This window comes from Paeniclostridium hominis (assembly GCF_014306135.1).
Taxonomy (GTDB): Bacteria; Bacillota; Clostridia; order Peptostreptococcales; family Peptostreptococcaceae; genus Paraclostridium; species Paraclostridium hominis.
Genome location: NZ_JACRWD010000001.1, coordinates 1586169 through 1608391, shown reverse-complemented (window position 1 = coordinate 1608391; position 22223 = coordinate 1586169). Strand labels below are relative to the sequence as shown.

At 25.8% G+C, this 22223-nt stretch carries 29 protein-coding genes; 19 read left to right on the top strand and 10 right to left on the bottom strand.

Going from position 1 to position 22223, the window contains the following annotated elements:
• The first annotated feature begins 58 nt into the window (after window positions 1-58).
• Complete coding sequence (locus H8891_RS07800; protein WP_187005911.1) at window positions 59-457, top strand: flavodoxin domain-containing protein; 399 nt, start codon at window positions 59-61, stop codon at window positions 455-457.
• A gap of 217 nt (window positions 458-674) precedes the next feature.
• The gene (locus H8891_RS07795; RefSeq protein WP_147543529.1) at window positions 675-854 is read left to right on the top strand and encodes a hypothetical protein; all 180 of its coding nucleotides are present in this window, start codon (window positions 675-677) and stop codon (window positions 852-854) included.
• Between the two features lie 71 nt (window positions 855-925).
• Here H8891_RS07795 and H8891_RS07790 read toward each other — a convergent pair whose 3' ends face one another.
• A complete protein-coding gene (locus H8891_RS07790) occupies window positions 926-1138 on the bottom strand; it encodes a helix-turn-helix domain-containing protein (RefSeq protein ID WP_147543531.1) in 213 nt (70 codons plus the stop codon).
• Window positions 1139-1148: 10 nt separating this feature from the next.
• Window positions 1149-1637: a DUF2975 domain-containing protein gene (locus H8891_RS07785; RefSeq protein ID WP_187005910.1), complete on the bottom strand. Its 489-nt coding sequence runs from the start codon at window positions 1635-1637 to the stop codon at window positions 1149-1151.
• 384 nt (window positions 1638-2021) lie between these two features.
• Here H8891_RS07785 and H8891_RS07780 point away from each other — a divergent pair, with 384 nt between their 5' ends.
• Genes H8891_RS07780 through H8891_RS15590 form a run of 4 tightly spaced genes read left to right on the top strand, consistent with a single transcriptional unit; the run spans window position 2022 to window position 3598 of the window.
• A complete protein-coding gene (locus H8891_RS07780; RefSeq protein ID WP_187005909.1) occupies window positions 2022-2618 on the top strand; it encodes a TlpA family protein disulfide reductase in 597 nt (198 codons plus the stop codon).
• On the top strand, window positions 2618-2764 hold the full coding sequence (locus H8891_RS15710) for a CD1871A family CXXC motif-containing protein (protein WP_276510612.1): 147 nt from the start codon (window positions 2618-2620) through the stop codon (window positions 2762-2764). Before H8891_RS07780 ends, H8891_RS15710 begins: the two co-directional genes overlap by 1 nt.
• Window positions 2764-3180, top strand: a complete 417-nt coding sequence (locus tag H8891_RS15595) for a 4Fe-4S binding protein (protein WP_306432363.1) — start codon at window positions 2764-2766, stop codon at window positions 3178-3180. Before H8891_RS15710 ends, H8891_RS15595 begins: the two co-directional genes overlap by 1 nt.
• Window positions 3152-3598 carry a 4Fe-4S binding protein gene (locus H8891_RS15590; protein WP_306432364.1) on the top strand — a complete coding sequence of 149 codons (447 nt, stop codon included), beginning with the start codon at window positions 3152-3154 and terminating at the stop codon, window positions 3596-3598. The genes H8891_RS15595 and H8891_RS15590 overlap by 29 nt, the downstream gene beginning before the upstream one ends.
• Window positions 3599-3967: 369 nt before the next feature.
• On the opposite strand, the gene H8891_RS07770 is transcribed toward H8891_RS15590, so the two are convergent.
• Window positions 3968-4132, bottom strand: coding sequence for a hypothetical protein (locus tag H8891_RS07770; protein ID WP_187005908.1), 165 nt, complete (start codon window positions 4130-4132; stop codon window positions 3968-3970).
• Window positions 4133-4368: 236 nt separating this feature from the next.
• Here H8891_RS07770 and H8891_RS07765 point away from each other — a divergent pair, with 236 nt between their 5' ends.
• The gene (locus H8891_RS07765) at window positions 4369-4851 is read left to right on the top strand and encodes an MCP four helix bundle domain-containing protein (RefSeq protein ID WP_187005907.1); all 483 of its coding nucleotides are present in this window, start codon (window positions 4369-4371) and stop codon (window positions 4849-4851) included.
• An 80-nt stretch (window positions 4852-4931) separates the two neighbouring features.
• Here H8891_RS07765 and H8891_RS07760 read toward each other — a convergent pair whose 3' ends face one another.
• From H8891_RS07760 to H8891_RS07750, 3 genes are all read right to left on the bottom strand, one after another.
• Window positions 4932-5987 (bottom strand): NAD(P)-dependent alcohol dehydrogenase, encoded by a 1056-nt coding sequence (locus tag H8891_RS07760; RefSeq protein WP_147543537.1) that lies wholly within the window; start codon window positions 5985-5987, stop codon window positions 4932-4934.
• Window positions 5988-6316: 329 nt separating this feature from the next.
• Entirely contained in the window at window positions 6317-7678 is a 1362-nt protein-coding gene (locus H8891_RS07755) for an MATE family efflux transporter (RefSeq protein ID WP_187005906.1), read from the bottom strand.
• Window positions 7679-7703: 25 nt separating this feature from the next.
• Window positions 7704-8150, bottom strand: coding sequence for a MarR family winged helix-turn-helix transcriptional regulator (locus tag H8891_RS07750; RefSeq protein WP_147543541.1), 447 nt, complete (start codon window positions 8148-8150; stop codon window positions 7704-7706).
• 327 nt (window positions 8151-8477) lie between these two features.
• Between H8891_RS07750 and H8891_RS07745 the strand changes: the two genes are divergently transcribed.
• The 4 genes from H8891_RS07745 (at window position 8478) to H8891_RS07730 (ending at window position 10445) form a co-directional block, all read left to right on the top strand.
• A complete protein-coding gene (locus H8891_RS07745) occupies window positions 8478-8672 on the top strand; it encodes a helix-turn-helix transcriptional regulator (RefSeq protein ID WP_187005905.1) in 195 nt (64 codons plus the stop codon).
• Window positions 8673-8674: 2 nt separating this feature from the next.
• Window positions 8675-9163 carry a DUF6773 family protein gene (locus H8891_RS07740; protein ID WP_187005904.1) on the top strand — a complete coding sequence of 163 codons (489 nt, stop codon included), beginning with the start codon at window positions 8675-8677 and terminating at the stop codon, window positions 9161-9163.
• A gap of 96 nt (window positions 9164-9259) precedes the next feature.
• Window positions 9260-9826 carry a GNAT family N-acetyltransferase gene (locus H8891_RS07735; RefSeq protein WP_187005903.1) on the top strand — a complete coding sequence of 189 codons (567 nt, stop codon included), beginning with the start codon at window positions 9260-9262 and terminating at the stop codon, window positions 9824-9826.
• Between the two features lie 46 nt (window positions 9827-9872).
• The gene (locus tag H8891_RS07730; RefSeq protein ID WP_187005902.1) at window positions 9873-10445 is read left to right on the top strand and encodes a GNAT family N-acetyltransferase; all 573 of its coding nucleotides are present in this window, start codon (window positions 9873-9875) and stop codon (window positions 10443-10445) included.
• Window positions 10446-10521: 76 nt separating this feature from the next.
• Here H8891_RS07730 and H8891_RS07725 read toward each other — a convergent pair whose 3' ends face one another.
• Window positions 10522-11223 (bottom strand): helix-turn-helix transcriptional regulator, encoded by a 702-nt coding sequence (locus H8891_RS07725; RefSeq protein WP_187005901.1) that lies wholly within the window; start codon window positions 11221-11223, stop codon window positions 10522-10524.
• Window positions 11224-11379: 156 nt separating this feature from the next.
• Here H8891_RS07725 and H8891_RS07720 point away from each other — a divergent pair, with 156 nt between their 5' ends.
• Genes H8891_RS07720 through H8891_RS07690 form a run of 7 tightly spaced genes read left to right on the top strand, consistent with a single transcriptional unit; the run spans window position 11380 to window position 17815 of the window.
• Window positions 11380-12123: a nucleotide-binding protein gene (locus H8891_RS07720; protein ID WP_187005900.1), complete on the top strand. Its 744-nt coding sequence runs from the start codon at window positions 11380-11382 to the stop codon at window positions 12121-12123.
• Window positions 12124-12179: 56 nt separating this feature from the next.
• The gene (locus tag H8891_RS07715; protein ID WP_187005899.1) at window positions 12180-13070 is read left to right on the top strand and encodes an ABC transporter substrate-binding protein; all 891 of its coding nucleotides are present in this window, start codon (window positions 12180-12182) and stop codon (window positions 13068-13070) included.
• Between the two features lie 2 nt (window positions 13071-13072).
• Entirely contained in the window at window positions 13073-14056 is a 984-nt protein-coding gene (locus H8891_RS07710; protein ID WP_187005898.1) for a FecCD family ABC transporter permease, read from the top strand.
• Entirely contained in the window at window positions 14056-14841 is a 786-nt protein-coding gene (locus tag H8891_RS07705) for an ABC transporter ATP-binding protein (RefSeq protein WP_187005897.1), read from the top strand. Before H8891_RS07710 ends, H8891_RS07705 begins: the two co-directional genes overlap by 1 nt.
• Before the next feature lie 14 nt (window positions 14842-14855).
• Complete coding sequence (locus H8891_RS07700; protein WP_187005896.1) at window positions 14856-16145, top strand: nitrogenase component 1; 1290 nt, start codon at window positions 14856-14858, stop codon at window positions 16143-16145.
• Entirely contained in the window at window positions 16132-17343 is a 1212-nt protein-coding gene (locus H8891_RS07695) for a nitrogenase component 1 (RefSeq protein ID WP_187005895.1), read from the top strand. Before H8891_RS07700 ends, H8891_RS07695 begins: the two co-directional genes overlap by 14 nt.
• Before the next feature lie 10 nt (window positions 17344-17353).
• Window positions 17354-17815, top strand: coding sequence for a HugZ family pyridoxamine 5'-phosphate oxidase (locus H8891_RS07690; RefSeq protein ID WP_187005894.1), 462 nt, complete (start codon window positions 17354-17356; stop codon window positions 17813-17815).
• A 186-nt stretch (window positions 17816-18001) separates the two neighbouring features.
• Here the strand turns inward: H8891_RS07690 and H8891_RS07685 are convergent, their stop codons facing one another.
• Window positions 18002-18952 carry a hypothetical protein gene (locus tag H8891_RS07685; RefSeq protein WP_187005893.1) on the bottom strand — a complete coding sequence of 317 codons (951 nt, stop codon included), beginning with the start codon at window positions 18950-18952 and terminating at the stop codon, window positions 18002-18004.
• A gap of 339 nt (window positions 18953-19291) precedes the next feature.
• Here H8891_RS07685 and H8891_RS07680 point away from each other — a divergent pair, with 339 nt between their 5' ends.
• On the top strand, window positions 19292-20029 hold the full coding sequence (locus tag H8891_RS07680) for an NAD-dependent protein deacylase (protein WP_187005892.1): 738 nt from the start codon (window positions 19292-19294) through the stop codon (window positions 20027-20029).
• A 125-nt stretch (window positions 20030-20154) separates the two neighbouring features.
• Here the strand turns inward: H8891_RS07680 and H8891_RS07675 are convergent, their stop codons facing one another.
• Window positions 20155-21456 carry a VTT domain-containing protein gene (locus H8891_RS07675; protein WP_187005891.1) on the bottom strand — a complete coding sequence of 434 codons (1302 nt, stop codon included), beginning with the start codon at window positions 21454-21456 and terminating at the stop codon, window positions 20155-20157.
• A gap of 131 nt (window positions 21457-21587) precedes the next feature.
• The gene (locus H8891_RS07670) at window positions 21588-21893 is read right to left on the bottom strand and encodes a hypothetical protein (protein WP_147543575.1); all 306 of its coding nucleotides are present in this window, start codon (window positions 21891-21893) and stop codon (window positions 21588-21590) included.
• Window positions 21894-22223 lie beyond the last annotated feature (330 nt).

Sequence of the window (22223 nt, the reverse complement as noted above, 5' to 3'; positions counted from 1 at the left end):
CATATAAAGAATAAATTAAATAAATAATATATACTAAATAATGATGGAGGTAATGTTAATGTGTACTTTAATAGCATATGGAAGTAATAATGGAATAACTAAAAATTTAGCAATGTCTTTATCAGAAAAATTAGATTTAGAGGTTGATGTTAGAAATACAAAATATAATTCATCTTTTTATTTAGATAAATATGACAATATTTTAATAGGTATAAACTTAGTTAATGGAGAAATATCTAATGAAATTAAAAAATTTATAGAAAATAATATAGAAGATTTTCAGTTTAAAAAATTAGGATTTTTCACTATAAATAAAGATGATAATCAAATAAATACTATAGATACAAGTTTACCTAAAGAGTTTAAAAATTTAATAGACTTTGAAGGTCATTTTAGTAAAGCTTATTTAGATGAGATAAATTCTTTTGTAGAAACATTAAATCAAAAATTAGCATAACTTGTATATATTAATAAATGCCTATAATGTCTTATATAAAAATATATATTCTAATAAATCACTAGCCAAAATTTAGGCTAGTGATTTTTAATTTTAAAAATGGGTATTATATAAGTAGTTAAATTGTAGATATAATACTTTCAATATATTATTATATAAATAGAGTAAAAATAAATTTTTAGTTAACACTAACGGGATACGCTAAGGAGATATAAATATGGGAAGATTATTAGAATTAAATATGGAATCAGATGCACTTGAACTTGCAAGAAATTTTTGTAGAGATAATGACCTTATGCTTTTAAGTAATAGTATAGAAGATGAAAGTTTACTTGTAATGGATAGAAATTGTGTTACAAAGAGAATATATATAAAAGATGGCGAGTGGTCATTATAATAAAAAAGCATGAGTAAAGTATAACTCATGCTTTTTTATTATAATTTTTTAATTTAATTTGTATATTTTAATTATTCTGTGTCTTCTACGTATTCTAAAATATCACCTGGCTGACATTCTAAAATTTTACATAAACTATTTAACGTAGTAAATCTAACAGCTTTTGCTTTATTTTTCTTTAAAATTGAAAGATTGGCCATGGTAATTCCAAGTTTCTCAGAAAGCTCAGTTGAGCTCATCTTTCTCTTTGCCATCATTACATCTAGGTTAACTATAATAGCCATATTGACCTCCTTATATAGTCTTGTCATTTTCATCTTTTATTTCAATAGCCATAACGAACAATTTACCTAATACTAAACTTAAAAAGCCTATTGCTAAGGATATAAATGAAACTACAACTGATGGAATGATAGTTAATGCATAAAGATATATTCCAAAGAAATAGTATAAACCTATTTGAACAATATTAAATATAAAAATTTCACTAAATGCACATATAGATATTGTTTTTAAGTATTTAGGTATATTTTTAGAAAATGGTTCTTTTTTGTCTATTAATTTGCAAAGTTTTTTTAAGTTAAATAGTGCTATAACATAAGGTATAGCGCATATGTATATGCCTATTGAGATAACCATAGGCATATTACTTCCTACTATGCCTAAAGAACTTTTAAATATAGCAGTTAATCCTAATGGAATAAATAGCAGTACGATAAATGTTAATATTATACCAACTAAGACAATGCTATTTAAAATTTTTGAATTAAGAGATTTATTCATGTATTACTACCTCCGTTTTTTATTTTACAATATTTTTTAATGTTGTACTATATGTAGCTAGAAATTACTTTTATTTAAAAATTAAGTATTTAAATACTTGAAAATAAATAATTAAAAATTAGTTTTTAAATTTGATTTAATAATTTTTTATCATAGATATTATTAACTTTTCATTTTTACTCCTTTCTAAGCATTATAATTTTAAAATTATCCTAAAAATCTCATTTGTCTATTCTAGAATACAATTTATGTTGTTAAAAGTCAATAATTATTTATTGTTTTTCGATAAAAAATTATTGACTAACTTATTTACATATTGTATCTTAAGTAGGGGTTGATCGATTTTACCTAGGACAAAATAAGTAAATTCAAAAGGAGAAACAAATGAAAAAATTAAAAAAAGTATTAATAATATTAGCGATAGTAGTTTTAGGATTAGTTGCAGTCATTCGCTTTTTTGGACCGAGTGATGTAGTTGTACTTACAGAAGAAGAAGAAAAACAACAACAACAAGAACAAATAAAGAAATTTCAAAATGTAAATATTAAAGGATTTAAAGCAAAGGATTTAAATAACAAAGAAATCGATTCTGATATATTTAGTAAAAATAAATTAACTATGGTAAATATTTGGGCTACATGGTGTGGGCCATGTATAGATGAAATGCCAGAAATTTCAAAGCTAAATAGAGATTTGCCAAAAGGTACTAGCATAATTTCAATTTGTATTGATGCAGGAGATGGCAAAGAGTATTTAGATATTGCAAAAGATGTAATGAAAAAATCAAATGCTAATTTTACAACATTAATTCCAGATGAGTTTTTAAAGAAAAATTTAACTGATGGTATACAAATTTTGCCTACAACAATATTTGTAGATAGTGAAGGAAAAGTTGTGGGGACTCCTCACTTTGGAGGAAATACAGCTAATGATTATAGCAAATCTATTAATGATCGTTTGAAATTGATGGAGGAAAAATAATGATTAAAAATATAAATTATTGTAGTAAATATATTTTACTACTAATTTCAATCATTTTTATTTATATTGGTATATTAAGAAACGAACACCTTGTAGTTTTAAAAAAGGCTGTTAAAATTTGTCTTGAATGTATTGGAGTGGGATAATGAAAAGAAGTTATATTCAAATTGTGGCAACCGCACTTTCAAATGGGTATGTTGCTGGATTTTTCAAAGGAAAGATTTACACAGGAAAAACAAAGTATTTTTGCACACCAGGATTAAATTGCTATTCGTGCCCAGGGGCAGTAGGGTCTTGTCCAATAGGTTCTTTACAAGCAGTGTTAGGAGGAAGCAGTTTTAGTTTTTCTTATTATATAGTTGGCATAATGATACTATTTGGAGTAATTTTAGGTAGATTTATATGTGGATTTTTATGTCCTTTTGGATTTTTACAAGATTTAATTTATAAAATTAAGACTCCAAAGATAAAAGTTAAAAAAAGTATTGATAAATCTTTAAGATATGTTAAATATATTGTACTTATTGTTCCTGTTGTGGTTTTTTTCTATATTTGTAACTAATGAATTTGGAACAGCACAACCACATTTTTGTCAATGGATTTGTCCAGCTGGAACTTTAGAGGGTGGAATACCACTTTTAATAAAAAATGAAGGTTTGAGAAATATGGTAGGATTTTTGTTTAACTGGAAGATGAGTTTACTTATATTAACTATAGTTTTTTCTATATTTATATATAGACCATTTTGTAAATATATTTGCCCATTAGGTGCTTTTTACTCACTTTTTAATAAGTTAAGTTTTTATAAAATCAACATTGATAGTATTAAGTGTGATGGATGTAAGGCTTGTGAAAGAGTTTGTAAAATGAATGTAGAGTTAACAAAAGATTGTAATTTGGGGGAATGTATTCGCTGTGGTGATTGCAAAAGGGTATGTTCTAAAGGCGCTATTTCATTGGGATTGAGTATGAAAAAATAATATAAGTATAAAGAGTTTATTTGATAGAAATAAGTAATTTCAATTAATACACTCTTTTAGACCAATTAGGAAACTGATCTTTAATTAAATTTTTTATTTAAGAAATTAATATTATGAGGTCATTAATTAAGTTACATCACTTGTAATTTATAGAGTATTAATCTGAAAATGATATATAATGTTTTTAGTAAAAAAGTACCTAACATGAATTAGGTACTTTCTTTTTACATTTGTATATTATTCTTCTAATACTATTTTGAAATAAATAATACTCTTTTGATAGTTGTTCTATGGATACGTTTTCATTAGCTTATTATAGCATGATATTTATTTTAATTGAAATAAACTATTTGCAAAGGAAAATTTAAGCTAACCTATGTGTTTTTTAACTTTACATATACCAAATTTTTGTAAAAGGTCATCCCATATATCCCCAAAGCTACAACCTATAATTAATTCAAATACTGTAATATATATAAAATAAATTGGAATTATAATTAGATATTTTTTGAAGTTTTTATTAAGATTAATCATCTTATCACCACCAAACTATAGATTTAAATTATACAAATATTATACAACTTTTTTTATTAATTGAGGAGTTTTATAATAATTTGATGAAATTTAATTAGATATTTTATAAGGTACTTTTAGTAAAATATAGTTAATCAAATTTAAATATTTAATGATTATTTAAGATTAAGATAAACTTAATTTAAGTTTTGGTGTTTAAGATAGACTTATAATTTTTTTATAAGGAGATAAATTGTATGAATATTAAAATATATAAAAAAATATTTATTGTTTTAACTATATCATTAGGAATTATAGGGGTAGTAGGATGTGAATCATTAGATAATGTTAAAAGTCAAAATAAGATATATACAAATTCAGATATAAAAAAAGAGATTAAAACTTCTTTAGAAAATATTATGTCACAATCTTTTATTACTACAAAAGAGTTATTTAGTAATAAGGATTTAGATAAGAACGATTTATCATGTATTAAAAATTTATCTGATAAAATTCAAAGTGACGAAAAACTATTTGATAAAATTTCAAATAATACAAATTCAAATGAAAGTAAAAATCTTGCAGAGAGTATATGCAATTCATACAAAAAAATTAGGGATTCTATTAATGAATTTATAAAAGAGATTAAAGCCGATAAAGCAAAAGGGTATACAAAAGCTACTAATGATATATTAGTTGAAATTACAAAGTTATATAGCATATATAGTTCTATAAAGTAAATATATAAATAAAATAGTTATTTAAAATATAAAAAAGGTGTAGCCCAAAATACTTACTACACCTTTTAATTTATTAATAATTATAATATAACCACAGGTTTAATTAAATCTTTTGGTTTATCTTTCATTAACATTAAAGCATCTTCTATTTTATCAAATCCATAAAAACGATGAGTAATTAGTTTTGAAGTATCTAAACGATTTGTTTGTAAAAGTTTAGCTAATTTTTCCATACGAAGTCTTCCACCTGGCATTAATCCGCCTGAAATAGTTTTATGACCCATACCACATCCCCATTCAACACGTGGGATTTTAACATATTCCCCTGAACCAAGGTAATTTACATTTCCGATTATTCCACCAGGTTTTACTATAGAAATAGCTTGAGCCATAGTATCTACATCACCACCGGCTACGATAACTTTATCAACACCTTTTCCATGAGTTTTTGACATAATCTGTTCTACAATATCTCCTTCACGGTAATTTATAATATCTGTTGCACCATATTCTTTCGCAATTTCTATACAATTTGGACGAGAACCAACTGCATATAAATCAGATGCTCCACGAAGTGCTGCTCCAGCAACAGCCATAAGACCAACAGGACCAATACCAATAACACATACACTATCACCAAATTGAACATCTGCTAATTCTACACCATGAAAACCTGTAGGAACCATGTCACTAAGCATAACTGCATCTGCTATATCTATTCCTTCTGGTAATACTGCTAAGTTTGCATCAGCCTCATTTACATGAAAATATTCCCCAAAAACTCCATCTTTGAAATTACTGAATTTCCAGCCAGCAAGCATGCCACCAGAATGCATTGAATATCCTGCTTGTGCTTCTAATGATCCCCAATCAGGTGTTATTGCAGGAACAATAACTTTATCGCCAACTTTTATATCTTTTACAAGTGAACCTATCTCTACTACCTCTCCGACAGCTTCATGCCCAAGAATCATGTTATGACGTTCACCAATTGCACCTTCCCATACAGTGTGAATATCTGATGTACAAGGTGAAATAGCGAGAGGACGAACAATAGCATCTAAAGGACCACATAGTGGTCTTTCTTTTTCAATCCAACCTGTTTTTCCTATACCAAGCATTGCAAAACCTTTCATTTTCAGTACCCCCTTAGACAATTATTTAACACTCTTATCTTAGATTGTAGCACACTTTACATGGAAATAAAGCTTTTTCATAAAAATATAAATCTTTTTTTGTAATAAGGACTAGAAATTGATAATCTAAGTGTGAATATATTATCAGATACAAACTGAATACTATAGTTTGATAAATATGGAGTAGCGTAGGCTTAATTATTGAATTTTTTAATTGATAGAGTAGTGAACTATAAATTATTTTAAAAATAATATAATTAAAGCCAGACTATATTTTAATTTTAAATTTTAAAAATATAGTTTGGCTTATGATTTTCTATAATTTATATTTAATTTTTTTCTGATGGTAATTTTTTATATGATCTAAACTCTATAACTAGCATTATAAATGCTATTACAATTGATGTTGCATCAGATATAGATTGTGCATACCAAATTCCATTTAATTGCATAAATTTAGGTAAAATTAATATCATTGGTATTAAAACTAAAACTTGTCTTAATAAACTTAAAAACATTGCTTGTTTTGCTTTTCCAATTGATTGTAGATAATTTGTACCTAAAACTATTATAGGTAATAAAGGTAGCATTAAGCAGTATTTTCTTAAACCATTAGATGTTACTGCTACTAATTTAGGATCACTATTAAACATGACAACGTAAAATTCTGGGTACATCCAGATAGATATAAATCCGAAAGTTAATAAAATTATTCCAAATATTAAAGATAAGGTAAAAGCCTTTTTAGATCTATCATATTGTTTTTTTCCGTAGTTAAAACCTATTATAGGTTGTGAACCTTGATTTATACCATATAGAGGCATTAAGAATATCATAGCTATTGATGCTATAGTAGCCATAGCTCCAATACCTATATCTCCTCCATATACTTTTAAAGCATTATTACTTATAACTTGAACTAAACTTGCAGCTATTTGCATTGAAAATGGTGAAATACCAATTCCAAATATTGCTTTTATAATATCTTTATCTAATTTTAAATTTTCTTTTTTAAAAGTTAAATTAGATTTACCTTTTATATAATAGTTTAATCCTAATATAGCTGTTACAATTTGAGCTATTACAGTTGCTAATGCTGCTCCTTGTATTCCAATTTTAAGTACAAAAATAAATATATAGTCAAGTACTATATTTACTATACAACCTATAACCATTATCATTGCAGAAAGTCTAGGATTTCCATCTCCTCTTATAGTTGCATTTAATGAAAATGCCATTATATTAAATACAGAACCTAGTAAGATTATATTACAAAATGATTTTGCATAATATAAAGACTGATCACTAGCACCAAATGCTAAAAGGATTTTATTTGCAAATAATATACCAATTAAAGTTAAAATTAAACCTATAATTGCTGATAGTGTAATTGAGTTTGCTAAGATTTTATCTGCATCATCCTTTTTTCCTTGACCTAATTTAATAGATATAACTGTTGTAGAGCCGATACCTATAAGCATACCAAAAGCTAATAAAATTGTCGTTATAGGCATGGTTACACCTACACCAGCTATTGCTAAAGGGCCAGCTCCTGGCATGTTTCCGATAAATATTCTATCAATTACATTGTATAAGGCATTTACTAGCATACTTATAATTGCAGGGATAGAGTATTTTAAGAGTAGTTTACCAATTGGTTCACTACCTAATAAATTTTGTGTTTCATTCATAGTTAAACCTCCTGATGTCTTTATGTTACTTTAAGTTTTTATAAGCCTCATCTGCATTTAAAGAAACTTGCTTTAATACTTTTAAGGCTATTTCTTTTTCATGTTCATCTAAGCCTTTTGTTAGTTTTTTTTCCCATTCACTTAATAGTGTATAGGCTTCTTTTTCTAACGATTTTGCTTTATCTGTTAAGAATAGATTATATAATCTTTTGTCAGATTCATCTTTTCTTTTTACTATATAGCCTAATTCTTCTAGTTTTTTTACACATCTTGTTACACCAGCTTTATCTAGACTTAATTCTTCTGATAAAAAGTCTTGTGTCTTTCCATCTCCTCTATATAAAACTACTAAACACAGTAATTGTGTATTGTTAATGCCGTATTTATTTGTTAGCCTGCTTATATAGATACTAGATCTTCTAGATATCTTTGAGGTGAATTTTCCAATATGACCAGTGTTACTTTTAACCATAGATTACGCTCCTAATACATTTGAAATAGTTGACTTATCAACTATATTAATATATATATAATTAATTGATTTGTCAACTAATGTCGTTTTTACCCAATAATACTCGTAATAAAAGAATTAATCGAATAAATTTAGAATAAAATTTATTTGATTAATTTTTTTATGATATATTTTTATAATTCCATATAAAGAATATGAGATACCTAGTAATTGGTGTAAATTTTAAATGTTATCTATATCTGCAGTATTTTTAATTAATGCAATATATAGTTAACATTTTGAAATGTATATCATACATTATGTAATATAAGGAGGTCATTGATATATATGAAAAATAAAAAAATGAAAATGGCTCGTATTGAGTGTGATATGAAACAAGTGGATTTAGCAAAAGCTGTAGGTGTGACAAGGCAAACTATTGGATTAATTGAATCAGGAGATTACAATCCTACACTTAATCTTTGTATAGCAATATGTAAAGTACTTGGAAAAACATTAAATGATTTATTTTGGGAGGAATAAAAATGAAAAAAAAGAAAATTCAAGATGAAAGAGTTTTATCACAAAAAAGAAAAATTGGAAATGATGCATTTCAAATAATTTCTTTAGGCTTGTTTTTATCAGTTTTAGTTCAACAATATATTTTTGATGCACCATTTTCACAATATGCAGTTGAGATGATTCTACTTATAACTGTTTCTTTGTATGTTATAGTACGTAATATAATGGTAGGAAATGATATTTTTAATTCTAATAAAGTAAATCAAAGGGTTGTTATTATAAATAGCATTATTTGCGGAATTATAATAACCATTGTAAATACTATTCTTAACTATATAAAATTTAGAGAAATATTTACAACTGATATTGTTAATTCAGTAGTTGTTTCATTAGTCACTTTTGTATGTGCATCTGTTGTATCATTTGTAGTTCTTCAGATATTATATGTTATAAATAAAAGAAAACAAATTCAAATTGAAATACAACTAGAAGATGACGATGAAAAAAATTAGTGTAATATAGAAAAGAAAATAAGCTTATACTTTTGTATAAGAGATTGGAAATAATTTTTATATATTGTTAATTAAGGAATATACAAGGGGGATGTTATGAAACATAAAGGAACAAAAAGAATAGAAACTGAAAATTTAATTTTGAGAAAGTTTGAATTATCAGATGCAAAGGCTATGTATGAAAATTGGGCGAGTGATTCTGAAGTTACAAAGTTTCTTACTTGGAAACCAATTGATAGCATTGAAGTTTCAAAGCATGTTATAAAAAGCTGGATAGATGAATATGAAAATGAAAATTTTTACCAATGGGCTATTACATTAAAATCATATGGAGATGATCCTATTGGATGCATAAGTATTGTACGCCAAGATGAAGAAATAGGTATGGTTCAGGTTGGTTATTGTATAGGAAAGAAATGGTGGAATCAAGGAATTACTTCAGAAGCGCTAAAGGCATTAATTAAGTATTTTATAACTGAAGTTAAAGCAAATCGTATTGAAGCAAGACATGATCCTCTTAATTTAAACTCAGGGAAAGTAATGAAAAAATGTAAAATGAAATATGAAGGCACAATGAGAAAAGCAGATATAAATAATCAAGGAATTTGTGATTATTCTATGTACGCTTTACTTGCTGAAGATTATATTAGTGAAGACTTTTAATTTAATTATAATTGTATATTAAGAACTATAAAAAGGGGGAATTAGTATGTATTTTAAAAAACTAATTGGAAATAAAATTTATTTATCTCCGATTGATAAAAATGATTATCCAAAGTATACAAAGTGGATAAATGACATGGAAGTTAGTTTGGGGATGACTTTTGCAAACATGCTAATTGATGAAGAATCTGAGAAAAATGCATTAGAGAGATTAGCAAAAGCACAATTTAATTTTGCTATAATACTTAAAGAAAATGATGTAGTTATTGGAAATGTAGGATTTCCAAAATTAGATTATATTAATCGTACTGGAGAAGTAGGAATATTTATAGGAGATAAAAATTATTGGGGAAATGGATATGGTAAGGAAGCATTAGAATTGTTATTAGATTTTGGTTTTAATTTACTAAATTTAAATAACATATATCTTAAAGTATATTCGTTTAATACACAAGCGATAAAATGTTATAAAAAAATTGGATTTAAAGAAGCTGGAAAATTACGAGAAGCTAAAATTATTGGTGGTAATAAATATGATGAAATATATATGGATATATTAGCTAAAGAATTTAAATCTCCATATGTATTATCAATTTTAGAAAATAAAATTAACTCATAGAAAAAGGCACATTAATATTACTGTGCCTTTAATTTATTTTAAAATAAAAATTTTATTTAAAAATAAATCTTATCTTTTATATAGCATGCCTGTATTCCTTAGGAGTCATACCATTATACTTTTTAAATATAGAAGAATAATAAGTATGATTATTATAACCTACTGATAATGCAACATCTAAAATAGAATCATTATTTTCAAGTAAATATTCCTTACTTTTTTCAACCCTAATTCTATTTAAAAAATCAGAAAATGTATAACCAGTTTCTTTTTTAAATACATGGCAAAAATAACTTTTATTCAAGTTTAGATACTCACAAACTGTATCTAATTTTATATCTGTATAATAGTTTCTATGTATAAAGTCTATTGCATCTTTTATATATGTGCTAAATTTTGCTTTTTTAGAAAGCTTATCTTTTATCATATTCTCTAGCATTGAAGTTATATATTCTACGCATGAGTGGGGTTTATATGGAATATCAAATTCTTTAAAATCATTTTCAGTTTTAAATGGACCTATTAAAAAATATCCATTTTTCTTAGGATTATTTAATATAGGCATTATTATAAAATGAATATTATTTATATACTTAAGGTTAATATTAGATATTAAATTTGGACTTATATCATTTAATACACCTAAGTTTTTACATAGTTTATAAAGATTATCAGAGTACCCCTTACTGTTTATTACTTTCAAATTGTTATCTAAAAGCTGTATAGGTATTTCTACACAAGCATAAAAATCACATAATATATTTTCAAAACACTTCATTAATCAATCTCCTTTTAATACGAATATATTTATAAAATTCAATAATATAGTTAAAGAAATAAATTTCAATAGATTATAAAATGTAATTGTAAATGATAATTAATATCAAATAAAATAAACATAATAATATTATGAAAGAAATTGAGGGGAAAGTCAATGAGAAAAATAGCTATATACGGAAAAGGTGGTATAGGAAAATCAACTACTACATCAAATTTATCCGCAGCTTTATCGAATTTAGGATATAAGGTAATGCAAATAGGATGTGATCCTAAAGCAGATTCTACTAAAAACTTAATGAAAGGTGAATTTATACCTACAGTACTAGATGTAATGGATAAAAAAGGTGATGAAGTTAAGTTAGAAGATATAGTATTTGAAGGATATAATGGAGTGCTTTGTGTGGAGGCAGGAGGACCAACACCAGGAGTTGGGTGTGCAGGTAGAGGAATAATAGCAGCTTTTGAAAAGCTAGAAGAATTAAATGCATTTGAAAATTATAAGCCAGACATAGTTATATATGATGTACTTGGAGATGTTGTATGTGGAGGATTTTCAATGCCAATAAGAAATGGATATGCTAAAGAAGTATATATAGTAACATCTGGAGAAATGATGTCTATGTATGCAGCAAGCAACATTTCAACTGCTGTAAATCAATTTAAAAATAGAGGATATGCATCTTTAAAAGGTCTTATATTAAATGCTAAAAACGTTGAAAATGAAATAGATTTAGTTGAGAATTTAGCAAATGAAATAGATAGTGAAGTATTTCATTATGTACCAAGAGAAAAAATGGTTCAAATATCAGAAAATGATGGAAAGACAGTTATAGAAAAAGATAAAAATTGCGAAATGGCAAATGTTTACTTAGAATTAGCTAAAAAGATAGTAGGTTAAAAACAAATAAATAAAACAAATAAAATAAAACAAAGTAATTACGGAGGGGAAATATTATGAAATTTAGAAAGTTAGCATCAGTTTTTATGGTATCAGCATTATTTTTAACAGGATGCCAAGCATCAAGTACAGGTCAAGATAAAGAAAGTAGTAAAGATAATAAAAAAGTTAGTGTTGTTTCGGCAACAGTATCAGCAACTCAAGTTTTAGATAAATTAGATGCAAATGTTTTAGGTGTTCCTACAACTAAAATGGATTTACCTGAAAAGCTTAAAGATTTGCCAAAGGTTGGGCAAGCAATGAGTCCAGATTTAGAAATAGTAGCATCATTAGAGCCAGATGTGTTCGTTATGGATAATATGTTTAAGGAAAAAGTTGAAGAAAGTATGAAAAAGTATGATTTAAATACGTTCTTCTTTGATACAAGTACATATACAAACTTTGTAAATAGTATAAAAAAATTAGGAGCTGAGATTAATCAAACAGAAGAAGCTACAAAACTTGTAAATGAATTAAAAGAGGTAGAAAAAGAAGCAGTTAAAAATAAAAATGGAGAAGCTCCTACAGTAGCGATAATATTTGGTGGAGGAGAAAACTTCATGTTAGCTACTGAAACATCTTACTTAGGGGATTTAGCTAAGACTGTTGGGGCTAAAAATATAACTAGTAATTTAGATACAAATGTGAAATCTCCATATATACAATTTAGTTTAGAGCAAATATTAGAACAAAATCCTGATTACATATTAAGATTTGCACATGGAGAAATAGAGCAAACTAAGAAAGCTTTTGATACAGCTTTTGATAAAAATCCAGCATATAAAGAATTAGATGCTGTTAAAAACAACAAAGTAATAGATTTAGATCCAAGTATATTTAATGTATCTGCTAACTTACAAGTTAAAGAAGCTATAAAAACTCTTGGAGAAACATTCTACGGTAAATAATTATGAAACTTAATAAAAAGTATTTAACAATAGGAATATCATTAATATTGCTACTTATCCTTTTAGTTTTACTAACTACTGTTGGTAGTGTTAACTTAAGTTTTGGTGAGATTATTAGTGCACTTATTAATGATGATAATAAAATGGTAACTACCATAGTTTATAAAATGAGATTACCAAGAAACATACTGGCTGTATTAGTTGGAGCTAATTTAGCTGTAAGTGGAGTTTTACTTCAGTCAGTTATGAAAAATCCATTGGCAGACCCTGGGATAACTGGGGTTTCCACTGGAGCTAGTGTTGCAGCAATTATTATATTACTAGTTGCACCACAATTTACAAACATATTGCCAATAGCAGCTTTCATAGGAGGAGCTATAGCTTGTATGTTGGTATTTTTAATGGCTTATAAAAATGGATTAAAACCAGGTAGGATAGTTTTAGCAGGGGTAGCTATAAACACTATATTAGGAGGGGTAATTTCATATTTATCAACTATGTATAGTGACAGAATCCAAAGTGCTATGCTTTGGTTAAATGGTAGTTTGGCTACTAAAACTTGGGCAGATGTTGAAATGTTATTTATATATTCAATAGTAGGACTTATAGTATCACTACTTCTTATAAGAAGTGCAAATGTATTACAACTAGGTGATGATGCAGCTACAAACCTAGGATTTAATGTTAACTTAACTAGATTATTAATATCGGTAGTTGCAGTATTTTTAGCAGCAACTTCAACAGCAGTAGTTGGAGTGATAAGCTTTGTAGGGCTTATAGTACCACACATATCAAGAATGATAATGGGAAGTGACCATAAATTTACTATACCTTTTAGTATTATTTTAGGAAGTATGGTGCTTTTAGTTGCAGATACTCTAGGAAGAACTATAGGAGGAGCAGTAGAAATACCAGTTGGTGTAATAATGTCTATAGTTGGAGGACCATTCTTTTTATATTTATTAAGAAAGAGAGGTAACTTTTAATGATTAGCTGTGAAAATTTAAAAGTTGGATATGAAGAAAGAGTAATAATTGATAACTTAAGTTTAAGCATTAAAAAAGGTGAAGTAGTGTCTATAATAGGACCTAATGGATGTGGAAAATCTACACTACTTAAAAGTTTATCTAGGATGATAAAACCAATAAGTGGTGATATATATATACAAAATGAAAATATAAAAAGTTTAAAAAGTAAAACTATATCTCAGAAGGTGTGTTTATTATCTCAGCATAATGATGCACCTGGAGATTTAACTGTTGAAGAATTAGTTTACTTTGGAAGAATACCTCATAAAAAATGGTATGAAAGTAAAAGTAAATCAGATGAAGAATTAGTTAATTGGGCAATAGAAAATACAGGATTAACAAGATATAAAAACACTCCTATAAGTTCATTATCAGGAGGAGAAAGACAAAGGGCATATATTGCTCAAGCTCTTTGCCAAAAACCAGATGTTCTTTTATTAGATGAGCCAACTACTTATTTGGATATATCTTATCAATTAGAACTTATGGAATTAGTAAGAGAAATAAATGAAAAGCTTAATATAACAATAGTTATGGTGCTTCATGAACTAAACCAAGCAAGCAAGTATAGTGATAGGCTAGTTATTATGAAAAGTGGGGAGATTGTTTCTGATGGGTGCCCAAAAGAGATAATAAATAAAGAAACTATTAAAAAGGTATATAACATAGATTGTGATATAGATAATGATCCAATTTCTAATAAGCCAAGAATACATCCTATTCAAACAATAAAAATAGCTTAGGGAAAGGAATAAATATGTATAGTTTAGACGTTTTAAATAAATTAGATGAAATAAATGATGATAAAGATATAAAATCTTTATCACATGCAATATTTCCAGGGACACACTGTCCATTATTTGGGGTAGCGCTTACAGCAAGTTATATAAAAAATATGCCATTAGTAGTTGTTGGAACTAGCGAATGCACATATTATACTAAAAACTTTGCATATCATAGGCAAAAGGGGAATGATAGTGTATATTCAATAGCACTTAAAGAAAAAGATGTAGTGTTTGGAGCTCAAAAAAAAGTTGAAAAAGCTATAAAACAAATTATAGAAATAGAAAATCCAGATGCGATAATGATAGTTACAACTTGTGTTCCAGAACTTATAGGAGAAGATTATTCATCAATTGAATACAGCTTAAGTGAAGAAGTTGATATACCAATATTTGTAGTAAATACAGAGCATTTTAAATGTAATTCTCATATACCAGGAATGACTAGAGCTTTAAAATCTTTAGGTAGTGCTATGAGTAAATCAGAAACTCAAGAAGGTGTAAATATATTAGGTCATAGACAAGCAGAAGTTGAAAAAACTGAACTTGTAAAAATACTTAAAGATAACAACATAAAAATAAATACTGTTATACCATCTAAGTGTGATATAGAAGATATTAAAAATGCTTCAAGTGCAAAGTTAAATATAGTAACTGATATGATAGCACTAGATTTAGCTGAGTATATGAAAAAGAAGTTTGATATAGATTATATATACTTTGATAAGCACATGAACAAAGAAATAATATTTAAAAACTATGAAAAATTAGGTGAAATATTAGATATAAATTTAAATGAAAAATTAAATGAAGAAAGAAAAATGTATGATGAACTTTTCTTAAGTTTAAGTGAAATTTTAAAAGATAAAAAATTAATATATGGAAATACTCCAATGATGTCTTTTGAAACAGTGGACTTTTTAAGTGATTTAGGAGCAATTCCTTTATTTGTTCAAGTTAGAGAATTATATGAACAAGATAAAGTCTTTAAAGAAAACTTAATTAAAAAAGGATACAATCCATATATAAGTAGAATAGCAAATATTGCTCCACTTAGACATTTATATGACACTATAGGAGCTGATTTATATATAGGTCATGAAAATCCTATGTTACTTAAAGAAAAAGGTCTTATGCAAATAACTCTTGATTCACATGCACAAAAAATTGGATATGAGTTACCAATAGGTATGATGAAAGATTTAATAAAATTATTTGAAATGAAAAACAACAATAGGGGAGGGATGATGCATGCAAGCGTATAAGTATTTCCCAGTGGCAAATGATAGAATGGGGATAATTTGGACATTATCTTCTGTAAAAGATGCTTGCGTTATAGAGTTTGGACCAGCAGGAACAACTCACTATGCAGTAGAAGGTATAGGAAGTTTAAATGGTGAAGATGAAGCAAAAATATATTCTACTCATATGGACCAAAGTGATGTTACTTTTGGAAAATATGAAAGACTTGAAAAAGCAATAGTAGAAATTGATGAAAATATTTCACCTAAATACATATTTGTTATGGCATCATCAATATCATCAATTATTGGAGCTGATATAATAAGTGTATGTGAAACTTTGAAAAATTCAACAAATGCAAAGTTAATACCAATAACTACAGGTGGATTAAAAGATGATTACAATGTAGGGGTAGAGTATGCATTAGAGATGTTAGTTAGTGAAATTGTAAAGGAAAATTCTAAGGATATAAATAAATATAATATATTAGGATCTAATATTGATAAGTATAATTATTTATCTGATACAAAAGAGATAGAAAGAATTATGAAAGGTTTATTTGATAAAGAATTAAATACAACTTTTACAGCTAATACAAGTATAGAAGAAATTGAAAATGCATCAAAAGCATCATTAAATATAGTAATTAGAAAAGAAGCTTTAAAAGCTGCTGAGTATATGAAAGAAAAGTATAACATTCCTTATGTTTATAAGAATATATATGGATTAAAAAATACTATTAAATTTATAGAAGCTGTTAAACAAATGGATGGATATGAATTAAATGAAGAAAAGTACAATGAAGAAATAAATTTTGTTAAGAAAAATATGTTTGGAATAAAAAGAAAGTTTTATTTCTATGAAGAAACTAAAGACTGTGCTGTGTTTGGTGATTATGACACAGTTATAGGAATTAGTGATATGTTAAGTGAATTAGGATTTAATATTGATAGAAAAGAAATCCTTTATAAAACTAATTGTGAAGATGAAGAAATTTTAATAAGTACTTCAGAGTTAGAGAGAATGAAGTATTTAAAAGATAAAGAATTATTAATGCTTTTAGGTGATGGACCTAGTATAGATATGAATCATAATTCAAAGTTAGATTTACAAGTTAGTAATCCGAATTTAGAGAAGATAAATATATATCCATATACTCCTTTTGTTGGCTTTAGAGGATGTTTATATATTATGGAAAAGATTTTAAATATAAAAGCTTAGGAGAGATAATATGCAAAAGTTATTAAATACACAAAAGAGTTTAATGATAAGTTCATTAAGTAAAGATAATCAACCAGAAATAAGTTATGCTCCTTTTGTAATGAAGGATAAAGAAATATATATTTATATAAGTAAAGCAGCAAATCATTATTACAATTTAATTGATAATAAGAATTGTTCAGTTATGGCTATAGAAGATGAAAGTGCATGTAAAACTATATTTGCAAGACAAAGAGTAAGTTTTAATTGTGAAGCAAGTATTTTAAAGGAAGATGTTGAAAGTATTTTTGAAGAGTTCGAAAACGTTCACGGATCTTCGATGATGATGGTTTTAAAGAATTTAGATTTTGATGTTTTTAAGTTAGATATAAAAAGAGGAAGACTTGTTAAAGGTTTTGGGCAAGCTTTTGATATTTTAGTTAATGATGGTGAATTTGAGCTAAACCAAGTTATGGGAATGGGTCATAAGTAGGGCTTTGGGTAGTAGTATGATTACAGCACCTTCCTTCACTATAAAGCCTGATAGGGCATAGGCTTTAACGTTTCGTCAGGTTGCTATAATCATACTTACAACTCCTTCGCCAGTTGGAATAAAAAAAGAGGATATCGCGAAATACGATATCCTCTTTATAATTAATAATGATTTTTTTAGAAAAATTTAATTATATTCATTTAAAAAATCTATAAATAGTTTCTTCATGTCTTCAAGATTTTCACTATCTGTATTTATGATATGACCTGTTTTACCATAAGTTAAATTGTACTCTTGTTTATAATAATCTTGAATATCCCAACCTATATCTTTTGCATCTTTAGTTTTTGTAGTTATAAGGTCATGAACAGTTTTTATGTTTTTGCTATCACTTAGATAAATGTTATTTATTTTTTCATCTTTATTAAATACTACAGTAATAGATTCATAGTCATTAACTTTTATTTCAAATGTAGCTCTATCTTTATCGTATGGATTTTCTAATTTCTTAAAATCTGGATTAAATTCAACTAGATCATTAATTGTAAAGTTATCTTTAGATTCAATTGCTTTAAGTAAATTTAGATAAATTTTATATGCATTACCATTAGATTGGTCTAATTTAAGTATTTTAGAGATTTTATCTAAATCGTTAATATATTCAGTAGCAATTTCTAATGAAACAGCTTTTTTATTAGAGGAAATATTTAAGTTAGATAATGTAATTGAGTTTATACTAGGATTTTTAATATTAATTTTGTATTCAATATTTTGAGCATAATAAGATTTTTGTTTATTTAGTTTATTATAATAAACTTTTATTTGTTCATTATTTTTTTCATATATATCAACCATATTATTAAAGTCTAATTCTTCAGTTTTTACTAATGATAAATCTTTAATTTTACTTCTTAGTTTTTCTATAGATATATTTTTATCCATAAATTCAATTAAATCGAAAAAAGTATTTTGAAATTCACTTAATTTATAATTATTTAAAGATATACTTTCAGTTGTAAGTGCATAGGATGTAGCATTTGGATATATAAAAGGGGATAATGCTCCAATTGTTAATACACCTATAGTTGTACATATTAATTTTTTATAAGTAGTTTTTTTTATAAGTTTTAAATTCATTAATTTAGCCTCCATATATTTTAAATTTTAACTCTGGGATGCTTTTTGATATGTTATAAAGCTTATTTAAAAAGATTCATTTATTGGTTGTTTGTATATTTCTTCATATTAACTTTAAAACCTTTAATTATGAATAATTTAATTGAAATTTATTTTTTAATATATTTATAAAACTTAACTTTAATTAACTATTTTCGACATATTTTTTTATAAAAATTTAATATTAATATGATATTTTTAAAGAATATATACTTTAATGTACTGTTTTAACTAGATTTAATTTTTTGCATATTTATGAGATAATATAAAAATAGAAATAATAATTTTGGAGATGATAATATGAATTCTAAAATAGAAAAACTAGTTAAACTAATTGATGAAAGTAACAATATTGTTTTCTTCGGAGGAGCAGGAACTTCTACAGAATCAGGTATTCCAGACTTTAGAAGTTCTAATGGATTATTTAATGAAAAACTAAATAAAAGATTTACACCTGAGCAATTAGTTTCTCATTCTTTTTATGTGATGCACCCTGAGGAATTCTTTAGTTTTTATAAAGAAAAGCTTATATACAAAGATGCAAAACCTAACAATGCACACATAGCACTTGCAGAGCTTGAAAAAAGAGGAAAATTAAAAGCTACAATTACTCAAAACATAGATGGACTTCATCAAATGGCAGGAAGTAAAAATGTTTTTGAATTACATGGATCTGTTCATAGAAATTACTGTGAAAATTGTGGGAAATTTTATGACTTAGACGGTATGCTTAATTTAGAGGGAACTATACCTCATTGTGAAGAATGTGGTTCTATTGTAAAACCAGATGTAGTTTTATACGAAGAAGCTTTAGATGATGAGGTTATTAAGAATGCTGTATCGGCTATAAGTAGTGCTGATTTATTGATAATTGGTGGGACTTCATTAGTTGTTTATCCTGCTGCTGGATTTATTAATTACTTCAAAGGTAAAAATATTGTTGTAATAAATAGAGATGATATAAATATTAATAAAAATAATACTTTAGTAATAAATGAATCAATAGGTGAAGTACTTAAGGAAGCTATCTTAGACTAAATTATTTTAAATAGTGTTAAATTTATACACTATTAAACTAATAAAAAGATGACTAATTTAGCCATCTTTTTATTAGTTTAATATTTAATACTTTCTCTTTAGCAAATCTAAATTCTTTGACTTTTTCACATACTTTTCATAGATTCTATTTTTGGAATTTCAATAGATAGCTGTAAAACAACTATATTAAATATCACCCATAGTGTTGCAAATAAATAACCAGCTATTACACCACTTGGATTTTGGATGTTTAAAGAAATATCAAATATTCCCATAGCTAAACAAATTAATATAGAAATAAATACAGATATATTTTTAATAATTAATCTTTTGTTGTATTTAATTATAAAGTATAATATTGTTCCAACTAATGTTGATATAAAAAAAATATCTTCACTAGGGAAACTATACTTAATAAACTCACGGATTGTAACGTGTAAATTATTAAATTCAAAAGTTTTATTTATTAACTCTATTATAACTGTGCCACCTAATACAGTTATAAGCACAAAACCCATGTTTTTATACTTATTTTCTCTCTTAAATAATATCCAAGCTATTAAAACTACTATTGTAAAAATACCTATGTATATAAAAGAAATAAATCTAAATATATCTATATTTTTAATTATTTCCTTTGAAAAAATAGCTTTAATAATTATTTTTGTAACTTTATCAAATAAACCTAGTTTATGGTTCATAAAATTGTTTATTAGTTCAAATCCTTTTACAAGAAGGTATGTATATCCAATGGCTAAAAGAATTAATATCAATTTTAATTTACCAAGAGAATTATAAAGTATGAAAATACTACTTATTTTCTTATAGATAAATTCACTTATATTTATATTGTATTTTTTATATAAATATATAATAGTAACTATAATCCCTATAATGATTACTCCTAAAACTAGATATTTTGATGCGTATGTATGAAGCAACTTATAGTTATGACCCAAAGCTTTACCTAGAGATATAAATGTAAAAGTCCAAATTAAAGCTCCTAAATATGCATGTAATGCAAATTTTTTATATTTTAAGTTTGTTATTCCAGATACATAACCTGTAATGTGTCTAAGACCAGGTATGAAAAAAGCAATTATTAATAATTTATTGCCATACTTATCAAACCAAGTAGTTGCTTTTTTAATATGTTTTGAGTGTATATGAACGTATTTTCCATATTTAGTTACAATCTCTATATCTAAAAACTTTCCTATTAAATATGAAGTAGTAATCCCACATATTGTTCCAACACTTGCAAATAATATGCTTGTTAGATAGTTTAATTTTCCTTGAAAAGCTAAAAACCCACAGTAACTCATTAGTAATTCTCCTGGCAGAGGAAGTGCCATCAATTCTAAGTATAATGCTATAAAAATAATAATATATCCATAATCATTTAATAGTTGTGTTAAGCTATGCATGTTTATTACTCCTTAATATAAATCTTTAGTTATTTGTCGTATATATTAGCTTATACCCTTATATGGAAGTATAAAAGAGGGCATAGTGAAATACTATACCCTCTTTTTTTAAAAAATAATTAGTTTATAGATTATACTAGTGTAAAATACAATCTTGGAATGAAGTCAAATATTATTATGGAAGTTAACATAAACATACAACCTTTTATTCTATATGTATTAAAAATTACATCCTCATTATTATTTTTGCTTTTTATTCCTCCATATATATTTAATATATTTACTAGAATAAGTCCTAAAGTATTAAACCAATTTCCGTTATTTAAATTTTCTTTAATATTTCCATTCTTTGTGCAGAAATATATAATAAGCAATGATATTAGTATTGAAAAGTAAAAAAGAAATTTTCCTAATTTATCATTACTTTTATTATTCATTGTTATCCCCCTTAAATTTATCATAAATACTATTTCTATCTTTTTGGACAAAAATTGTTTTTTTCATAATCCAACTCCCTTTTGAAATAATCAATATGTAAATATATTATCATATTAAATAAACTTAAAAATATAAATTATTTTGTATTTTTAAAATTAAATATAATTAACACTGAATATGTTTTTTTATATAATTTAAGGGCAATTAGATTAAAAAAATCCAATTGCCCTTAATAATAATAGCAAATAAATTAATTAATGAGTGTGTTATTGTGATTTACTTGCCATATAGACATATTATAACATAAATTAAAGAAAGTGTTATGTATG

Bases quoted from the DNA above. Each gene is read 5' to 3' on its own strand.
- H8891_RS07800 (WP_187005911.1), top strand. From the start codon at position 59: ATGTGTACTTTAATAGCATATGGAAGTAATAATGGAATAACTAAAAAT.
- H8891_RS07795 (WP_147543529.1), top strand. From the start codon at position 675: ATGGGAAGATTATTAGAATTAAATATGGAATCAGATGCACTTGAACTT.
- H8891_RS07790 (WP_147543531.1), bottom strand. From the start codon at position 1,138: ATGGCTATTATAGTTAACCTAGATGTAATGATGGCAAAGAGAAAGATG.
- H8891_RS07785 (WP_187005910.1), bottom strand. From the start codon at position 1,637: ATGAATAAATCTCTTAATTCAAAAATTTTAAATAGCATTGTCTTAGTT.
- H8891_RS07780 (WP_187005909.1), top strand. From the start codon at position 2,022: ATGAAAAAATTAAAAAAAGTATTAATAATATTAGCGATAGTAGTTTTA.
- H8891_RS15710 (WP_276510612.1), top strand. From the start codon at position 2,618: ATGATTAAAAATATAAATTATTGTAGTAAATATATTTTACTACTAATT.
- H8891_RS15595 (WP_306432363.1), top strand. From the start codon at position 2,764: ATGAAAAGAAGTTATATTCAAATTGTGGCAACCGCACTTTCAAATGGG.
- H8891_RS07770 (WP_187005908.1), bottom strand. From the start codon at position 4,132: ATGATTAATCTTAATAAAAACTTCAAAAAATATCTAATTATAATTCCA.
- H8891_RS07765 (WP_187005907.1), top strand. From the start codon at position 4,369: ATGAATATTAAAATATATAAAAAAATATTTATTGTTTTAACTATATCA.
- H8891_RS07760 (WP_147543537.1), bottom strand. From the start codon at position 5,987: ATGAAAGGTTTTGCAATGCTTGGTATAGGAAAAACAGGTTGGATTGAA.
- H8891_RS07755 (WP_187005906.1), bottom strand. From the start codon at position 7,678: ATGAATGAAACACAAAATTTATTAGGTAGTGAACCAATTGGTAAACTA.
- H8891_RS07750 (WP_147543541.1), bottom strand. From the start codon at position 8,150: ATGGTTAAAAGTAACACTGGTCATATTGGAAAATTCACCTCAAAGATA.
- H8891_RS07745 (WP_187005905.1), top strand. From the start codon at position 8,478: ATGAAAAATAAAAAAATGAAAATGGCTCGTATTGAGTGTGATATGAAA.
- H8891_RS07740 (WP_187005904.1), top strand. From the start codon at position 8,675: ATGAAAAAAAAGAAAATTCAAGATGAAAGAGTTTTATCACAAAAAAGA.
- H8891_RS07735 (WP_187005903.1), top strand. From the start codon at position 9,260: ATGAAACATAAAGGAACAAAAAGAATAGAAACTGAAAATTTAATTTTG.
- H8891_RS07730 (WP_187005902.1), top strand. From the start codon at position 9,873: ATGTATTTTAAAAAACTAATTGGAAATAAAATTTATTTATCTCCGATT.
- H8891_RS07725 (WP_187005901.1), bottom strand. From the start codon at position 11,223: ATGAAGTGTTTTGAAAATATATTATGTGATTTTTATGCTTGTGTAGAA.
- H8891_RS07720 (WP_187005900.1), top strand. From the start codon at position 11,380: ATGAGAAAAATAGCTATATACGGAAAAGGTGGTATAGGAAAATCAACT.
- H8891_RS07715 (WP_187005899.1), top strand. From the start codon at position 12,180: ATGAAATTTAGAAAGTTAGCATCAGTTTTTATGGTATCAGCATTATTT.
- H8891_RS07710 (WP_187005898.1), top strand. From the start codon at position 13,073: ATGAAACTTAATAAAAAGTATTTAACAATAGGAATATCATTAATATTG.
- H8891_RS07705 (WP_187005897.1), top strand. From the start codon at position 14,056: ATGATTAGCTGTGAAAATTTAAAAGTTGGATATGAAGAAAGAGTAATA.
- H8891_RS07700 (WP_187005896.1), top strand. From the start codon at position 14,856: ATGTATAGTTTAGACGTTTTAAATAAATTAGATGAAATAAATGATGAT.
- H8891_RS07695 (WP_187005895.1), top strand. From the start codon at position 16,132: ATGCAAGCGTATAAGTATTTCCCAGTGGCAAATGATAGAATGGGGATA.
- H8891_RS07690 (WP_187005894.1), top strand. From the start codon at position 17,354: ATGCAAAAGTTATTAAATACACAAAAGAGTTTAATGATAAGTTCATTA.
- H8891_RS07685 (WP_187005893.1), bottom strand. From the start codon at position 18,952: ATGAATTTAAAACTTATAAAAAAAACTACTTATAAAAAATTAATATGT.
- H8891_RS07680 (WP_187005892.1), top strand. From the start codon at position 19,292: ATGAATTCTAAAATAGAAAAACTAGTTAAACTAATTGATGAAAGTAAC.
- H8891_RS07675 (WP_187005891.1), bottom strand. From the start codon at position 21,456: ATGCATAGCTTAACACAACTATTAAATGATTATGGATATATTATTATT.
- H8891_RS07670 (WP_147543575.1), bottom strand. From the start codon at position 21,893: ATGAATAATAAAAGTAATGATAAATTAGGAAAATTTCTTTTTTACTTT.